The sequence below is a fragment of the Synechococcus sp. WH 7805 genome, assembly GCF_000153285.1.
Lineage (GTDB): Bacteria > Cyanobacteriota > Cyanobacteriia > PCC-6307 > Cyanobiaceae > Synechococcus_C.
The window spans coordinates 540,010-555,376 of record NZ_CH724168.1; the positions used below are offsets into that span (position 1 = coordinate 540,010).

Annotated in this window: 15 protein-coding genes and 1 tRNA gene; 8 read left to right on the forward strand and 8 right to left on the reverse strand. The window is 56.8% G+C overall.

All coding sequences use genetic code 11. The features are described 5' to 3' along the window. The first annotated feature begins 5 nt into the window (after nt 1–5). The 4 genes from pxcA to WH7805_RS03045 all read left to right on the forward strand — a co-directional run bounded on the left by pxcA (nt 6) and on the right by WH7805_RS03045 (nt 3,384). A complete protein-coding gene (gene pxcA, locus WH7805_RS03030) occupies nt 6–1,154 on the forward strand; it encodes a proton extrusion protein PcxA (RefSeq protein ID WP_006041495.1) in 1,149 nt (382 codons plus the stop codon). Next, on the forward strand, nt 1,141–1,695 hold the full coding sequence (gene cobU / locus WH7805_RS03035) for a bifunctional adenosylcobinamide kinase/adenosylcobinamide-phosphate guanylyltransferase (protein ID WP_006041496.1): 555 nt from the start codon (nt 1,141–1,143) through the stop codon (nt 1,693–1,695). Before pxcA ends, cobU begins: the two co-directional genes overlap by 14 nt. After that, nucleotides 1,692–2,189 carry a tRNA (cytidine(34)-2'-O)-methyltransferase gene (locus WH7805_RS03040; RefSeq protein ID WP_006041497.1) on the forward strand — a complete coding sequence of 166 codons (498 nt, stop codon included), beginning with the start codon at nt 1,692–1,694 and terminating at the stop codon, nt 2,187–2,189. The genes cobU and WH7805_RS03040 overlap by 4 nt, the downstream gene beginning before the upstream one ends. A 106-nt stretch (nt 2,190–2,295) precedes the next feature. After that, the gene (locus WH7805_RS03045; protein WP_006041498.1) at nt 2,296–3,384 is read left to right on the forward strand and encodes a M23 family metallopeptidase; all 1,089 of its coding nucleotides are present in this window, start codon (nt 2,296–2,298) and stop codon (nt 3,382–3,384) included. 77 nt (nt 3,385–3,461) lie between these two features. Here WH7805_RS03045 and WH7805_RS03050 read toward each other — a convergent pair. Both WH7805_RS03050 and WH7805_RS03055 read right to left on the reverse strand, forming a co-directional pair. After that, nucleotides 3,462–3,535, reverse strand: a tRNA-Met gene (locus tag WH7805_RS03050). 48 nt (nt 3,536–3,583) lie between these two features. Continuing rightward, nucleotides 3,584–3,874: a hypothetical protein gene (locus WH7805_RS03055; RefSeq protein ID WP_006041499.1), complete on the reverse strand. Its 291-nt coding sequence runs from the start codon at nt 3,872–3,874 to the stop codon at nt 3,584–3,586. 153 nt (nt 3,875–4,027) lie between these two features. On the opposite strand from WH7805_RS03055, the gene WH7805_RS03060 reads away from it, so the two are divergent. Further along, complete coding sequence (locus tag WH7805_RS03060) at nt 4,028–4,627, forward strand: peroxiredoxin (RefSeq protein ID WP_006041500.1); 600 nt, start codon at nt 4,028–4,030, stop codon at nt 4,625–4,627. Between the two features lie 259 nt (nt 4,628–4,886). On the opposite strand, the gene WH7805_RS03065 is transcribed toward WH7805_RS03060, so the two are convergent. Both WH7805_RS03065 and ftsH read right to left on the reverse strand, forming a co-directional pair. Continuing rightward, a complete protein-coding gene (locus WH7805_RS03065) occupies nt 4,887–7,688 on the reverse strand; it encodes a UPF0182 family protein (RefSeq protein WP_006041501.1) in 2,802 nt (933 codons plus the stop codon). Further along, nucleotides 7,685–9,547: an ATP-dependent zinc metalloprotease FtsH gene (ftsH, locus tag WH7805_RS03070; RefSeq protein WP_006041502.1), complete on the reverse strand. Its 1,863-nt coding sequence runs from the start codon at nt 9,545–9,547 to the stop codon at nt 7,685–7,687. Before ftsH ends, WH7805_RS03065 begins: the two co-directional genes overlap by 4 nt. 87 nt (nt 9,548–9,634) lie before the next feature. Between ftsH and rpmF the strand changes: the two genes are divergently transcribed. Continuing rightward, a complete protein-coding gene (gene rpmF / locus WH7805_RS03075) occupies nt 9,635–9,811 on the forward strand; it encodes a 50S ribosomal protein L32 (protein ID WP_038004947.1) in 177 nt (58 codons plus the stop codon). A gap of 1 nt (nt 9,812) precedes the next feature. On the opposite strand, the gene WH7805_RS03080 is transcribed toward rpmF, so the two are convergent. From WH7805_RS03080 to WH7805_RS03090, 3 genes are read right to left on the reverse strand one after another with little or no spacing between them, the layout of a single operon-like run. Beyond that, nucleotides 9,813–10,745 carry a hypothetical protein gene (locus tag WH7805_RS03080; protein ID WP_006041504.1) on the reverse strand — a complete coding sequence of 311 codons (933 nt, stop codon included), beginning with the start codon at nt 10,743–10,745 and terminating at the stop codon, nt 9,813–9,815. Continuing rightward, nucleotides 10,735–11,073 (reverse strand): DUF565 domain-containing protein, encoded by a 339-nt coding sequence (locus tag WH7805_RS03085; RefSeq protein ID WP_006041505.1) that lies wholly within the window; start codon nt 11,071–11,073, stop codon nt 10,735–10,737. Before WH7805_RS03085 ends, WH7805_RS03080 begins: the two co-directional genes overlap by 11 nt. Beyond that, nucleotides 11,070–11,825: an HAD-IA family hydrolase gene (locus WH7805_RS03090; RefSeq protein ID WP_006041506.1), complete on the reverse strand. Its 756-nt coding sequence runs from the start codon at nt 11,823–11,825 to the stop codon at nt 11,070–11,072. The genes WH7805_RS03085 and WH7805_RS03090 overlap by 4 nt, the downstream gene beginning before the upstream one ends. Before the next feature lie 82 nt (nt 11,826–11,907). On the opposite strand from WH7805_RS03090, the gene recJ reads away from it, so the two are divergent. Beyond that, nucleotides 11,908–13,803: a single-stranded-DNA-specific exonuclease RecJ gene (recJ, locus tag WH7805_RS03095; RefSeq protein WP_006041507.1), complete on the forward strand. Its 1,896-nt coding sequence runs from the start codon at nt 11,908–11,910 to the stop codon at nt 13,801–13,803. Continuing rightward, entirely contained in the window at nt 13,800–15,170 is a 1,371-nt protein-coding gene (locus tag WH7805_RS03100) for a chloride channel protein (RefSeq protein ID WP_006041508.1), read from the forward strand. The genes recJ and WH7805_RS03100 overlap by 4 nt, the downstream gene beginning before the upstream one ends. Here WH7805_RS03100 and psb30 read toward each other — a convergent pair. Further along, nucleotides 15,149–15,256, reverse strand: a complete 108-nt coding sequence (gene psb30 / locus WH7805_RS03105) for a photosystem II reaction center protein Ycf12/Psb30 (RefSeq protein ID WP_006041509.1) — start codon at nt 15,254–15,256, stop codon at nt 15,149–15,151. The genes WH7805_RS03100 and psb30 overlap by 22 nt on opposite strands. Nucleotides 15,257–15,367 lie beyond the last annotated feature (111 nt).

The window sequence follows — 15,367 nt, forward strand, 5'->3', positions numbered from 1 at the left end:
GCACGATGGCAGGACGCAACTGGCTCGACACCTTCGGAAGGGCCAAGTCCTTCGATGTGAATGCCGATCTTGATCGCGGCTATGAAGCCGCTCTCTTGATTCAAAGCCTGGAACTTGAATATTACGGAGACCGGCCGATCCGCCCCGATCTTGAGCTCTCCGTTCCCAGATCCGTGCAGGCCACCGTTCTGCGTAAATTCCGTGCTGCCATCAACGTCTGCCGGGCTTCCCTCGACAAGTTGGAATACCAACGGGGCCAACTTGATCCCCAGGAGTTGCGCCAGTTGCAACTGATCGAGGGCGTTGTCAACCGCTACAGCCCGCGACGTGAAGCCTCAGCCCCGACCATCAGCCGAACGCCTGATCCGCTTCCACGCTCTCTGCTCGGAATCTTCGACACCCTGCGACGTCAACTGAATCCCACCTCAGAAGCGACTCTGGTGGCTGGATTCCGGCGGCGTCGCGATTCAACCTTGATTTCACTCAAGGTGCTGCTGCTGCTGATTCTTGTTCCCCTTTTGGTGCAACAAGTCAGCCGCACGTACATCATCAGCCCTGCCGTGGATCGTTATGCGCCAGACCTGCCTTTTTTGAGTTACCCCAAACCGCAACTTGAAGAACAAGCTGTGGAGAAGCTGCGTGTTTATAAGGCCGAGATCGAATTTGATGCACTTCTGCGCGGCGACTCAATCCCTACACAGGAAGAGCTGCAGAAGAAATTATCTGCAAAAGCGGAAGAGTTAAAGGAGGAAGCAGATTCAGAAAGTACCCATGCCGTGAAGAATGTACTCGCTGATCTAGCCGCCACAGTTGCGTTCGTTGTGGTCTGTGTGTTCAGCCGAGAAGAATTACGCGTTCTCAGGGGATTTTTCGACGAAGCTGTGTACGGACTCAGTGATTCAGCCAAGGCGTTTGCCATCATTCTCTTCACTGATATTTTTGTTGGCTTCCATAGTCCCGAAGGCTGGACGGTTCTTCTCGATGGAATCGCCAATCATTTCGGATTCCCCGCCAGAGAGAATTTCATCCTTCTTTTCATCGCCACCTTCCCGGTGATCCTGGCGACGATCTTTAAATATTGGATCTTCCGCTATCTCAACCGCGTCAGCCCTTCCTCGGTGGCGACGCTTCGCGGTATGAATGGTGGCGGCTAATCATCCTGAAGGTCTGGTTCTTGTTACTGGCCCGAGCCGTGGAGGCAAGAGCCAATGGGCCGAACATTTGGTGTCTTTTTGTTCTGAGGTGACCTACGTCGCCACATCCCCTTCCTTCCCTGAGGATGAATCCTGGCAGGAACGACTGCGCCTCCATCGTGAGCGTCGACCTCCCACCTGGACTCTTCTGGAGTGCGACGGGCAGCTCACCAGTGCACTCGAGGAAGCCCCCGAAAACCATGCGTTGCTGATTGATGCTCTCGGTAGTTTCACGGCCGCTTATCTCCAGAACGATGCGGAGCAATGGAACGCCGTGCAAAACGATCTGCTGATCACCCTGAAACAGCGCCGTCAGCCTGTCGTGATCGTGATTGAAGAAACAGGCTGGGGAGTGGTGCCCCCTACAGCGATTGGCGGACTCTTCCGCGACCGCCAGGGACAATTGGCCCAGCGATTGGCCAGGCAGGCCAACCGAAGCTGGCTCGTCGTTCAGGGCAGAGCTCTCGATCTTCACGCCTTAGGCCAAACAATCCCGCTGTGACCCATCTCAAGCCCTCCCCGCTCAGCGTTGCTTTATTCGAACCACGCATTCCTCCGAACACGGGGAATATCGCGCGCACCTGTGCCGCATTTGATCTGCCACTGTCTTTGATCGAGCCCCTGGGCTTCTCGATCGACGACAGACAGCTCAAGCGAGCCGGACTGGACTACTGGCCCCATGTCAATCTCTCTGTTCACACCGATTTCAAAGCGTTCAAAACCAGTCTTGCCAAGCCTTCCCGTGTGATCGGCTGCAGCCGCAGGGACGGCGTTGCACTGCAGGATTTCTCCTTTGAACAAGGAGACGTTCTGCTGTTCGGACGAGAGGACACAGGGCTGCCTGAGCCAGTACGAGACCAATGCGACGACATTTTGACGATTCCGATGCCATGCAGCGCTGGGGTTGATGGACAAGGAGGCGTGCGCAGCCTGAATCTGTCTGTCGCTTGCGCGATCGCCTGCTTTCAGGCAGGCCTGAAACTGCAGCTGTGGTAGTCGATGATCTGCCACGAGCACCCTTGCGGGGAGGTGTTCAGCTCGCTACCTTCAGCCAGATCTGATGCTGTGGCGTCGTCGGATCTGTTCTTCACTTTTTCGATGAATGAAGCCTTTGCTCCTCGCCGTGACCGCTGTTGCTTCCAGCGGTGCTTTATTCGCGATGTCACACGCCTCCGGTTACGCAGATTCCGATCACATCAGCTCGAAACAACTGCTTTCGGCTCTTTCAACGGAGCCATCGCAGATCTGGGTTCGCCTCATCAAGCGCAGCAATCTTGAAACACTGTCGCGTGACCTTGATCAATCCCTAAATCAGCTCAAAACGCTGAATGAGATGGATGCCAATACTCCACTTGAAGCTGGAACCTGGGTGGTCCTCCCTTCAGATAGTACAGAAAGCATCAGTGCATCCAAGGCTCTTGACGGAACTGAAATCAGAGAATCACCACCTTTGCAGACTCCTCCTGTACCAATGGAGATCGCTGTGAAGACTCCACCTGCACCAATGGAGATCCCTGTGAAGACTCCACCTGCACCAATGGAGATCGCTGTGAAGACTCCACCTGCACCAATGGAGGTCGTTGAAATCCAGTCCAATCAATCGTTGATGTCCGTGGTGCGGGAGCACGGCATCACTCTGGCGCAGCTGAAGGCTTTTAACCCTGGGGTCAAACTCTCCAAACTCGTCGTGGGAAGCAAGGTGCGTGTTGCCAAAGCCAGCAATGTGTTGGCTGTGCGGCCCTTGCGTTCCGGTGGAGCGAGCTGGCCAGACCTTCCTGCACTTCCCGGACTTGGTCAGTTCGATGCGTCCCAGACGTATATCTGGCCGACGAAAGGTGTGTTCACCTCTGGATACGGATGGCGCTGGGGAAGGATGCACAAAGGCATTGATATTGCCAACAATGTCGGCACTCCAATTCTGGCTGCCAAGGATGGTGTGATTGCTTATTCCGGCTGGAGCAGTGGCTATGGCTATCTGGTTGAAATGTCCCATGGAGATGGTTCTTCAACGCGTTATGCCCATAGCAGTCGACTCTTAGTGAAGAAAGGACAATTGGTTCCTCAAGGTGCTCGCATTGCGCTGATGGGTAGCACTGGGCGAAGTACCGGTCCTCATCTCCATTTTGAAATTCGCAAGCCTGGTGGAGCCGCGATGGATCCATTGGCCATGCTCCCTTCCCGTAGAGGTTAGGTGAAGAGTTTCATTGCATCTAACAAGAAAACTACAGACAAAGTGAGTTCACTCTGAACCACAGATCTATTTGAAAATGTCAGAGGAGAGACTTGAACTCTCGACCTCAGGGTTATGAATCCTGTGCTCTAACCAGCTGAGCTACTCTGACGAAAGGCCCTTCAGGCCAGTTGCCATCATACATCTTGGGGGGACAACTTCAGCGCATATCAATGGCGTTGAGTCTCTCTCGGAATGATTTCGGCGACGATGTGACAACAGCATCAGAGAGGGAGGACATGTCTTCAGGCATGGCATTCGGCCTTCGCTGTTGACGGACCGGCTGTCCGCGATGCGGTCTGGCCTTGAGCAACAGAGCCCGGCTGGAAGGATCGCGCACTAAGGGCTGACTGCTCAGCTCACTTCGGACCTGATTGAGCAAGCGGAAGTGACCGGTGCTGCTGAATTTTCTGAGAAGCGCCTGATCCCAGGCCATGGATGCATGAATCATCTGTTCAGCTTAAGAGCCAGAGAGAGCACCAATGGGTACGGAGGGTGACCATTGTGTCGCGCGACAGCGTGATAAATTGTTGCCCGCAATTGGAAGTCGTAACGACTTCGAGCTAGGTCCTCACGCTTCCTTGCCTTCCTTCGCCCGTTCATCATGACCGCCAACGGTTGTCTGCGCGTGGGCCATCAGGCCCCCGACTTCACCGCCACAGCAGTGGTTGACCAGGAATTTAAGGAGATCAGCCTGTCACAGTACCGCGGCAAGTACGTGGTGCTGTTCTTCTACCCCCTCGACTTCACCTTCGTGTGCCCCACGGAGATCACGGCATTCAGCGATCGCTACGCCGATTTCTCCAGCAAGAACTGCGAAATCCTCGGCGTCTCCGTCGACAGTAAATTCAGCCATTTGGCCTGGATTCAGACTCCCCGCAATCAGGGTGGTATCGGTGACATCAATTATCCGCTTGTCGCTGACCTCAACAAAGAGATCGGCAATGCCTTCAATATTCTTGACGACGAAGGCAAAGCACTGCGTGGCCTGTATCTGATTGATCCCGACGGTGTGATTGTTCACGCCACCATCAACAATCTGCCCGTGGGCAGAAACGTTGATGAGACCCTCCGTCTTCTGCAAGCATTCCAGTACGTTCAGTCCAACCCTGACGAGGTTTGCCCTGCCAACTGGACTCCTGGCTCCGCCACCATGCTTGAGGATCCCAAAGGTTCCAAAGAGTATTTCTCCGCCATCGGCTGATCAGGCCAAACCAACTGAATCTTTCCGTTCCCTGTCGCCGTTGGCGACAGGGTTTTTTGTCTTAGACGCTCGATGGAGCCAGGAAGAGTGTCGACCAGCGCGATCGTTCTCCCATGATGGATCACCATCTGCATCTGAGAAGGCAAGCCTCCAACGCAGACCCACAGAGCAAAAGGCCGATAGAAATAAGGACGTTATAACGTAATCCAAAGGCTAAACATCTTACTGATTAAAGAGACCTGAACAATCAGCGCGGTTTTTATCCCTCGGATTCCGCTGAATTCTTCAGAAGGGCCTGCAATCCTTGCCAGAGATCATTCGCCATCGCAACGCGTCGCCCATCACTGACAACAACCCTTGTCAACGTCGGCAGACCTCCCTGACGCGCCTTGAGATAGATCGGTTCCACGTATAGCAGCGAATCGCCGACAGGAACCACCAGGAGGTTTCCCTGAACAACCTGAGAACCTGCTCTATCCCACAGACCGAATTGCTGACTAATCTCAGGGTTTTGATTGATTAAAGCCTGAACTTGCTCAGGGCCAAAGGTGGCAATATCGCTCGGGAAACGCAACAGAATCAATTCACCATAATTCTCTCCATCACTGCGTGCAGCCAGCCACGCCGAAAGATTGGGACGAGCCAATGGTGTGAGTGGTTGAAGAAGCAGAAATTCAGATCGTTCATTCGATTTGATCTGAGCGGTGATGTGATAGGGAGCAACCGGTATCTGTTTGCGCCCGTAGAGCTCAAGTGGAACCTGCCAGACATCATCTCCGCTGTAGAAAATCCTTGGATCAGTGACGTGATAACGCAAGAGTTGCTGAACCTGAAGCTCAAATTGATCCTTGGGAACCATCAAATGGGCCCGAAGAGTCGAGGGCATCGCATCCCAAGATTCAAACAACGTAGGGAATATTTTGCTCCAACCGCGGATGATTGGGTCCTCTTTCTCACTCACATAAAAATGAACTTTACCGTTGAAGGCATCCACAATAACCTTCACCGAATTGCGTAGATAGCGGAGGGGTTGTCCATCGGGAAGGGTGGCTGCGTAGGGATAGGTCCTTGATGTGGTGTAACCATCAACAATCCAATACTGATGCTGATCCTTCGAATAACCCTCAGGAGGATCTTCCAGCGGAACGGATACAAGATACGGATCACCCATGAAGGTGAGGAATGGAGCCAAAGCCTTGACCCTCTGTTTTACATCGCGCCTCAAAAGCAATTTGGATTGCGCCGTCAACGCACCGGTGTTCAGCAGTCTGGGATCAGTGAGATAAGTGGCCGCAGTGATGCGCTGCCATAGCGTGGACAGTGGGATCCCCGCTGATCCGGAGTAATGGTTGTAAGTATTCTGATCACCCTCCGGATAATCAAATTCCTCGATTCGCGTGGGTGCCACTGCGTACGGGGAGGGCAATAAGCCGAAATACAGTGCAGCTTGGCCAATCGGCACTTCACGCTTAACGTCGGTTTGAGTGATGCCAAGAGAAAGATTTCCTTCAATCCTGGTTGAACTTCCCAGATCACTGATGAAATAATCAGGAAGACCATCTGGCGCGCTCGTATTCACTGGATTAAGCGTGAAACCGAAGCCGTGGGTGAACACGAAATGTCTGTTCTGCCAAGTTCTGGATCGCCTGGGAAGGGCTGTTTGATCCAGTTCCCGTGCCGCCATCATCACCTGCTGCCGTTCCTTGCGATCAGGACGCAACGGATAGCGATCCACTGCAGCTCTGGCGAAGCGGTAATACACCCTGAGCTGTTGAAGTTGCCGATTCGACGCCAGCAACGGTTGACTGTCCCAGAGACGAATGTTCTTTAACGTGCTTTCTCCTCGAACCAGATCGTCCGCCTCGAGTTGCTTCGACGGGTTGTACGGTCGCGTCGTCATGCCGTCGAGTTGAAAAGCATCGCGGGTAGCTGTAATGGCATGACCGAGGAACGGCTTCTCGAGCTGAAATTCTCTTGGGCGGACCACCATCCACTGCAATAGGGGTGCCAAAAGAAGTTCGGCAAGCAAGAGCACCATTGCCAAGGCAACAACCACCCCCCTGACACCACGTCGCCGCCGCGAGGACACTCCCGGCCAGGGACATGTGGTCGCCGACAGAAACAGAAGGAGAACAGTGCCCCCATCCCTAAGTGGCAACACCAGATGCACATCCAGCCAACCTGCGCCTGCCACAACATCGTTCTGGGTCCAGAGCAACTGATGCCGTGACAACCACAACAGTGCGGCAAGCACCAGGAACAACGCTGCGAGCAGAGGACGGAGCAAGCGACGCTCCTGCGGTGTCCAACCAGGAAAGCCCCAGTCACTGATACAGGGACTCCGAGTCAGTCGGCTCCAGATCGCGGTGCTAAGGACCAGGAGCAGATGAAGCAGAAGCAATTCCAAGGCCAGAGCCATGGCCGAAAAACGACCAAGCCCAAAGCTGACGTCAGCTCCAAGTAGTGGTTCAAAGCGGTTGGCGTCAGGAATCGTCAGCGCCAAGGCCCAAAGTCCCCAGGCTCGAGCCGTAATCAGACAGAAGCAGGCACTTCCATAGAGATGGGCCAAACCCAATCGATGGCTTCTCGTCAATCCGAACGTGATCGTCAGGATCAGCAGAATGGAGAGCGTGAACAGCGGCCAGGTGCTCTGGAAGGGAACACTCCACCAGTGCGCAAGGAGGAAGGGCTGGGATAAGGCCAGCCACGCAAGGCGGGTGTACACCACCAGCACACTCAGCAGCACCAGAAGCGTGCTGGCCAAACAAAGGGCATAGGTTCTCCCCCTCAGGGCAGGAAGTTCACCCCTGGGCGTGGGCTCATAGGCCGCCATCCACTTCTGCCGCCAAACAGTCGTGAGGACTGCAAGACCAAGGGCAGCAGCCCCTCCAGCACCTTGAAGGCCAATCCGTTTGAGGTAAACCTCCTCGAGGTTGAACTGTTGAAACCAGGCCACTTCGACCTGAAGACGGGCCAACAGCACAAACAGTGGAACCAGCAGCAGCAGCCAGCGTGCAGATGCGGGACGGCGAAAGAAAAGGGCTTGCTTGGACAGATTCAAGTCCAGGCCGGCAGTTGCCCCAGGCTATTACTCCGATCTGGTGGATCAATCCCTAACAGGGCATGAAAGCGATCCGATTGAAGCGTTTCCTCCTCAATCAGAGCGTCAACCAGGACATCCATCTCTTCTCGCCTGGACTCGAGCAGATGGATGGCTTGATGCAGAGCTTCGGTTGCCAGGGAGCGAACGCGGAGGTCAATCTCGCGACCGGTTCGTTCGCCGTAAGACGGCCGGGTATGAATCAGATCTCGGCCCAAGAACACCTCCTGGCCCTGTCCCTCGAGGGCGACAGGACCCAGATCTGAAAATCCGAACCGGGTCACCATCTCCCGTGCAAGTTGCGACACCATCTGAAGATCACCGCTGGCACCTTGGGTGACCTCGGACGCTCCAAACACAACAATCTCTGCTGCACGGCCTCCAAGAGCCATCACCAAACGGGCCTGGAGGTAGGCACGGCTGACCAACCCGGAATCAAGCACTTCCTCATCAGGGAAAAAGCGCGTAAATCCGCCCACACCACCACTACGAGGCAGAAGCGTGACTTTGTCGACGGGATCGGCATGGGGCGTCAATGCTGCAACCAGCGCATGACCGATTTCGTGGTAAGCAATCAATCGCTTCTTGGCACCATCCTGGAGTGGGGCAGCTGTTAGCCCCATGGTGATCCGCTCAAGAGCCATTTCCAGCTCCTTGTTGCCGAGGGTTGTCGACTGATGGCGGGCCGTGAGGATGGCCGCTTCATTCAGCAGATTGGCCAGGTCAGCACCGGAGAAACCAGGCGTGCGTCGGGCCCAGTCCGCCAAGGACACCTCTTCAGCCAAAGGCCTGGTACGAGCATGAACAGCAAGAATCGCCTCGCGCCCTTTGCGATCCGGCAGTCCAACGGCAATCCTGCGGTCGAATCGCCCGGGACGCATCAAGGCTGTATCAAGGACGTCGGCACGGTTGGTGGCCGCCAGAAGAATGACGCCGGAGTTATCAGCGAACCCATCCATTTCAGTAAGCAGCTGATTCAGCGTCTGCTCCCGCTCATCGTTCCCTCCACCAATCCCTGCACCTCTCTGACGGCCGACAGCATCGATCTCGTCGATGAACACGATGCAAGGAGACTTCTCCTTGGCTTTGCGGAACAGATCGCGAACGCGGCTGGCACCCACACCCACGAACAACTCAACGAATTCGGAGGCGGCAAGTGAGAAAAATGGAACACCAGCTTCCCCGGCAATGGCTTTCGCCAGCAGGGTCTTGCCGGTGCCAGGAGGGCCGACCAGCAGGACTCCGCGGGGAATACGCGCTCCCAACTGAATAAACGTCTCCGGTTGCTTGAGGAAGGTCACAACCTCCTGAAGCTCGTCTTTGGCTTCTGCGATCCCGGCCACATCTTCAAAGCGCACAGTCACATCGCTCTGTGGATTGGTACGCGCCTGGGTGCGACCAAAGCCCATCGCCTTGTTGGCCACCTGGGCCGATCGTCTCAGCAGGAACGACAGTCCAACAACGATCAGCACGATCAGGGCCAGATTGCCGACCAGCCCGGCCAGGGCCTGTTCCTGCCGGACATCCTTGACGAGGAGGGGAGTCCCAGCAGCCTCTGCGGTTCGCAGAATTTGTTGATCATTGGCCAGGATTGCCACCGTCGCGCTGCGTCCGTCGGGGTAGGTGACGATCACCTCACGACGGGCCGGTACCAACTGCAGCTCTTTGACCTTCCCGGAGGAGATCTGCTTCAGCAATGCGCTGTAACTCGGAGGTGGTTCTGAACGGAAGCGAGAAAATGGATTGCTCGGTTGATCCGTTCCGATCGACCTCTGGGCATCAGGACCCGGCTGCGACTGACTCTTCTGCTCTGGGCTCACACCGCTATTGCGTTAAGTCAAGACTAGCGATTTGACGTGGGGGCTCTCGAAAGTGGATCATGTCTGTTTGGCAGTGATCAGCCCGAGATGGCCGTCCCGAAGAAGAAAACCTCGAAGAGCAAGCGCAACCAACGGCATGCCGTCTGGAAAGCCAAGGCTGCAACTGCAGCGCAAAGGGCTCTTTCCATCGGCAAATCCGTTCTGAGCGGTCGTGCTCAAGGTTTCGTCTATCCCGTGGCGGAAACCGACGACTCCGAAAGCTGAGTCAGCTGAAACGGACTTCACGAACGGCTCTTTCGCTCGTGAGGTCCACAATGATCGTGGCTCCAGGAATCCAGTTAAGACAACTTTTTGGCAGAGCCGCCTCAACCATTCGATTGAACCCGGAGAGGTCGTTCTCAGCAAAGCTCACTCCGGTGCTTTCAAAGAGGGTGTTCAACTGCTGACGCTTCCAACGCGCGGAAGCATCAATGTTTTCGATGCGCAGATGCCAGAGCTCATCGAGCATGGACCAGATTGACGCGTACTCCCTGAGTTGCCTGAGTGCTTGGGGACGCCACTGTCGTTCGGCTGGCGTCAGGGAGTGCTCCATTGCGTCATTTCCTTCCTCACCAACAACCGCACCGAGGAACCATCCCTCCAGCAACACCACCCGTGGCTTGGAAATGGATGAACCGCAACGGTCACCACGTCCTCCCCGAAGGGATTTATCAAACCGCGGAGCTTGCAGACAGCCCCCTTGCAACCAAGTCTGCAGAGAACGTTCCATACCGATGAGGTCATGACTGCCAGGCAGAGCCCGGGGCACCCCCCAAGGGTTACCGGCCATGCTGCGTTCCAGTTCGTCTGCAGGCCAGTAGAAATCATCGATCGATAAATGCTCCACCGACCAGCCGAGATGGTCGGAAGCATGTTTGATCCAGCTGCAAAGGGTGGTCTTGCCACAACCCGGCAGGGCACTGACACCGATCAGCTTCAGACCATCCTCGACATGGGCTTGTTCGACTCTGGTGAGCAGGGGAAGAGCCAGGGACGCGATCCAGGCGTCATCGACAGGAACGGACCAACGATCCCGCACCAAGTTCACACCACCACGGGCCTGCCAGTGGTGCCACCAACCCTCGGGATTGGGCCAACCCAACAGCTCAAGCAGGGCATCCCCCCCGAGTGGTGCTGGCGGCCGACGGTCAAGATCCAAGCTTGAAAGCCTCAAACACAACGGCGTAAACGGTTCCAATCCTCAGATTGTCGAGAGCCAGCCAACTCAGAGGCCATTGGTCGATTCGGACCCGGCTCCTCAGCCTCACTTGCATTTCCAGAACCAGAACCACCATCAGAACGGCAAAGGGCCGTTGCTGACCCGATTTCTGAAACCAGTACATGGTGACGTTGCTGCCCACGATGAAACCGAACAGCAAAGACAGAAGTCCCACACTCCTGCGACGCCAAGAACCAACCAGCGCCTGGGACAGATGGGTTCCCACCCGACGCTGAAACCGGTCGTATCGCGTGTCTTGCAGCGTCATCCCTGACCCAGATCAAGAAGCATCTCCAAATACTTCAGCGTGACCCGGCCGCCTTCACAAGGGGGCCCACTGAAGATCCGGCACGAGGTTTCAGCTCCAAAGTGATCCAAAACTGCCGTGGCATGGTGATTCTCCATCGGCAGTGCAGAGTCCCAAGGGGATGGAGTCAGCAAGCAAGGCAGTCCCGCTGCACGAGCCGAACGCAAGCCGGGTGCTGAGTCTTCCAAGGCAATCGCGCAATCTGGATCGACACCACTGCGTCGAAGAGCAAGAAGATAGGGCTCTGGATCAGGTTTTGAACAACGGACATCGTCCGCTGTCACCCAACCGCAGAAAGGGCCTGCGCTGAAACCGTTCAGAACCTCGAGAAGAGCCTGAACGGACGCAAGTCCGCTGCTGGTGACGATCCACTGCTGGACACCGGCCTGCTGAAGGTCCTTGAGAAGCCGCAGCACTCCTGGTCGCCACTGCACGGCACCGGAGCGAATCAAGGCGAGGTAGTGACGCTGCTTGGCCTCGCGTAACCGTTGGAGCAGGTCCGGTGTCAGAGATACAGAGCTCATCTCCGCAAACCGCTGCATGCGCTTGGTTCCCCCGGGAATGGTCAAGAGCTCGGCATACAGGGCAGGGTCCCAGTTCCAGTCGACACCCAGCTCGGCGAAGGCACGGTTGTAAGCCACCCGATGGCCGGACATCTCCGTATCAGCAAGCGTTCCGTCCACATCCCAAAAGACGGCTTGCAGTTGAGACATTGCAGCGATTCAGCATGGGTTCAGCCTGATGGAACACCATCGGTGGCGGAACCCCCCACAATGCGTCCATCGGAGATGAGGGATGGTTGAGGTCGGCCGAAAGCAGCAGTGGCGCCTGCCGCGGCCCATCGATGGCATCCCCCTTGATCGCGCTGCTTTACCCCAACCGCTCAGAGCTGTCCTTTATCGGCGCGGCCTTTTAACAACAGAGGACGTGGAGGCTCTCCTGAGCGATCAGGACCCGCCGGCTCCCCACGACCACTTCCCCCAGCTCGCCCCGGCGCTTGCACGCCTTAGGACGGCGTGCGAGTCGGGGGAGGCTCTGGCCGTTTGCGGTGATTACGACGCCGACGGCATGACCAGCACCGCCCTGCTCCTGCGAGCCTTCCGCTGTCTTGGTGCCCGACCCAAGGCGGCGATTCCAAGCCGAATGGATGACGGGTATGGGTTGAACCCAGGGATGGTGGAACAGCTCCATGCAGAGGGGATCAGACTTTTGATCACGGTCGACAACGGAGTGGCCGCGAAAGAAGCACTGGAGCGCGCCGAAGATCTCGAGGTGGATGTGATCCTCACGGACCACCACACCCTTCCGGATCAGCAGCCGAAAGCCATGGCCCTGATCCATCCGGCCACAACTCCTGAAAAATCGCCGTATCGAAGTCTTGCGGGCGTTGGTCTCGCTTACATCGTGGCCCGCACTCTGGCGTTAGAGATGAACAGGCCCGAAGCGATTGCCAACTCCCGGGATCTGTTCTGCATCGGCACCGTGGCCGATATGGCACCCCTGACAGGGGCCAACCGCAGTCTGCTGAAAGAAGGTTTGAAGCACCTTCACCGCAGCAGCTGTCCGGGTGTGCAGGCCCTGCAGCAGCTGGCTGGACTGGGTGATCGCCCCCTTATCGCCGATGACATCGGTTTCCAGCTGGCACCCAGGATCAATGCCGTCGGCCGCATTGGTGATCCGGTTCTGGTGGTCGACCTCCTCACCGCGGAGGATCAGAACCAGGCCTATGAACTGGGACGCCGCTGCGACGTCCTCAACCGTCAACGCAGAGACCTCTGCGATGCGATCGAAGCGGAAGCCATTGCGTTGTTGGAGAGCGACCCATCGCCCCTACCGTCCTTCGTTCTGTTGGCCCAGAGCCATTGGCATCATGGGGTGATTGGGATCGTGGCCGCCCGTTTGGTGGAGCGTTACCAAAGGCCGGCGGCCCTTTTGGCAGCGGATGGAGAAGGATTGATGCGGGCATCCGTCCGTGCCCCTGAGGGTTTCGCGGTGGATGAAGCTCTGCGGAACTGCGGCCATCTGCTCGAACGCTTTGGCGGACATCCCGCCGCGGGAGGCTTCACGGTTCAGGCATCGGCCGTGACGGAGTTACACGAAGAGCTCAACCAACTGGCCACAGCCTGGATCGATCAGAGAGGGCAGGGTTTGCTCGTGGAGCCTGAAGCTCTTCTGACGCTGGAAGAAATCAACCATGACCTCTGGGCAGGTCTGCAGAAGCTGGAACCCTTCGGAGCAGGCCATCCCAAACCGCTGTTCTGGTCGAGGGGATGTCGGGTGACAGATCAACACTTCCTGCGCGGTGGGCATCGACGCCTGACGCTTGAGCAGAACGGAACGGAGCGACAGGCCATCTTCTGGCGCTGGCCAGCCACCGCAACACTTGCCCAGACGATTGATCTGGCCTACCGGGTCACCCAAAACCACTGGAGAGGGGAAACCCGGTTTCAACTTGATATCCAGGCCCTGCGAGCTCACCATCCCGAAATGGAAGTCCAGCGAGGTTCTGGGATTTACAGGATGCAGCGTCTTGGGGAGAACAGCCTGAAACTGCTGAATTCGGCCGGCGAGTCCATGATCTGCAGGATCAACGACAACGGTGTGCTGGAAAGCGACGACAGCCGAGCCCGACACCCCTACGTTGCGGAATTACTACAAGAGGCCTGCATAGGTCTTGGCCTTTGCCCATGAGTCCGGACAGTCGCCAAGACGTTGCCCTGATTCCAGGGATGCTGCCTTCACAAAGCCGGATCGAAGGCTTAGCCCGTCATTTCATTGGCCTGGTGATCGTTGGCGTTCTGATCGGCATCGCTTGCCTGCCGCTCAATCTGGTGGATCGCGTTCAGGAGCAGTTCTACGCACTCATGCCAACGGACGCATCGAGCCCGTGGACTCTGCCCGGCATTCTTGTGGCGCTGGCGCCACTGGTCGTGATGCCGGTCTTGCTTCTGCTGCAGCGAGGTCCATGGCATGAGGGAGCAGGGTCTGGAATTCCATCCACGATGAATGGATTGAAGGATCCGTCCCTGCTGCCAAGGGCCATGGCCGCTCCAGGCACGGTGCAACGCGGCATCCTCTGGTCAATCGCCACCGTGGCCATGTTTCCTCTGGGAAGGGAAGGGCCTGTTGTGCAGTTCGGTGCCGCGGTGGCCAGGGCCTTCCATCAGCGTTTCAAGGGATGGCTGCCGTCGCTGAGCGAACGTCAGATGGTGGCCATTGGGGGAGGAGCCGGCCTGGCCGGCGGGTTCAACACACCTCTGCTCGGAGCCGTTTTCATGCTGGAAGAGCTCACGGCCGATTACGCCATCGTGACGATCTGGCCGGCTCTTGTGATCAGCGTTGCAGCAGCAGGACTATCGAACATCGGCGGGCAACCGATGTTCGGCCTCGGCGTTCTCAACGTTGTAACTCCCGAGATGGAGCAACTGATGATGGCGATCCCGGTTGGACTCGTTGCAGGACTTTTTGGAGGGCTGTTCAACAGGGGACTGGTCTGGCTGACCAGGACACTTTCGGAATCAGTGAAACGCTGGCCACTACAAACAGGTCTCTACCTGGGGGGAGGTCTCAGCCTGCTGGCTTTGATGAGTTGGGGAACATCGACATCAGACGGAGAATCCCTGGTGCGACAGCTGATCGAGCAGGGCATGCCTGATCCGGTTCGCGATGGTAATCACTTGACCGCAGGCCTCACCAGTCTCTGGATCACCGCCGTGCGCATGATCGGTCCGATGCTGGCTCTCAGCCCTGGAGTGCCTGGAGGCCTGATTGATCCCTCACTGTCCTTCGGAGCAGTGCTGGGTTACACCATCTGCAGCAGCGCGGGATACAGCGGTCAATTGGGGATCGGACTGGGTCTCGCTGCAGGCCTATCAGGCGCGACTCAACTCCCCCTGGTCTCCATCATTTTCGCCTGGCGGCTTGCCGGTGATCAGCAGTTGTTCGCAGGCGTGGTGCTGGCGGCTGTTCTTGCTTCATACACCGGCCGCCTGGTGTGCAGGGATCCGGTGTATCACGGATTGAGCAAGCTCAATCGTCAGAGTGCGCCGCGGCGATAGAAGAGGATGAAGATCACTGCTGGTCCAGCCAGGGTGATCAAGGCCAGTGCGCCGAAATTGGCGATCAGGTGGAAATCGATTCCCATGGGTTGAAACAGGTAAGCAACAGTTTGCCGAAACTAGGTTACGAGCCTTCCGCCAGAAACAATTCAAACCGGGCTGGCCTCTGTGATGGCTTGTCACAGCCCGGACAGAAC

What these genes read in the sequence shown, in the direction of transcription:
- WH7805_RS03055 (WP_006041499.1), bottom strand. Translation starts at nt 3,874, where the DNA reads ATGATTCATGCATCCATGGCCTGGGATCAGGCGCTTCTCAGAAAATTC.
- WH7805_RS03090 (WP_006041506.1), bottom strand. Translation starts at nt 11,825, where the DNA reads ATGTCTCAACTGCAAGCCGTCTTTTGGGATGTGGACGGAACGCTTGCT.
- WH7805_RS03045 (WP_006041498.1), top strand. Translation starts at nt 2,296, where the DNA reads ATGAAGCCTTTGCTCCTCGCCGTGACCGCTGTTGCTTCCAGCGGTGCT.
- cobU (WP_006041496.1), top strand. Translation starts at nt 1,141, where the DNA reads ATGGTGGCGGCTAATCATCCTGAAGGTCTGGTTCTTGTTACTGGCCCG.
- rpmF (WP_038004947.1), top strand. Translation starts at nt 9,635, where the DNA reads ATGGCCGTCCCGAAGAAGAAAACCTCGAAGAGCAAGCGCAACCAACGG.
- WH7805_RS03060 (WP_006041500.1), top strand. Translation starts at nt 4,028, where the DNA reads ATGACCGCCAACGGTTGTCTGCGCGTGGGCCATCAGGCCCCCGACTTC.
- psb30 (WP_006041509.1), bottom strand. Translation starts at nt 15,256, where the DNA reads ATGGGAATCGATTTCCACCTGATCGCCAATTTCGGCGCACTGGCCTTG.
- WH7805_RS03100 (WP_006041508.1), top strand. Translation starts at nt 13,800, where the DNA reads ATGAGTCCGGACAGTCGCCAAGACGTTGCCCTGATTCCAGGGATGCTG.
- WH7805_RS03085 (WP_006041505.1), bottom strand. Translation starts at nt 11,073, where the DNA reads ATGACGCTGCAAGACACGCGATACGACCGGTTTCAGCGTCGGGTGGGA.
- recJ (WP_006041507.1), top strand. Translation starts at nt 11,908, where the DNA reads ATGGTTGAGGTCGGCCGAAAGCAGCAGTGGCGCCTGCCGCGGCCCATC.
- pxcA (WP_006041495.1), top strand. Translation starts at nt 6, where the DNA reads ATGGCAGGACGCAACTGGCTCGACACCTTCGGAAGGGCCAAGTCCTTC.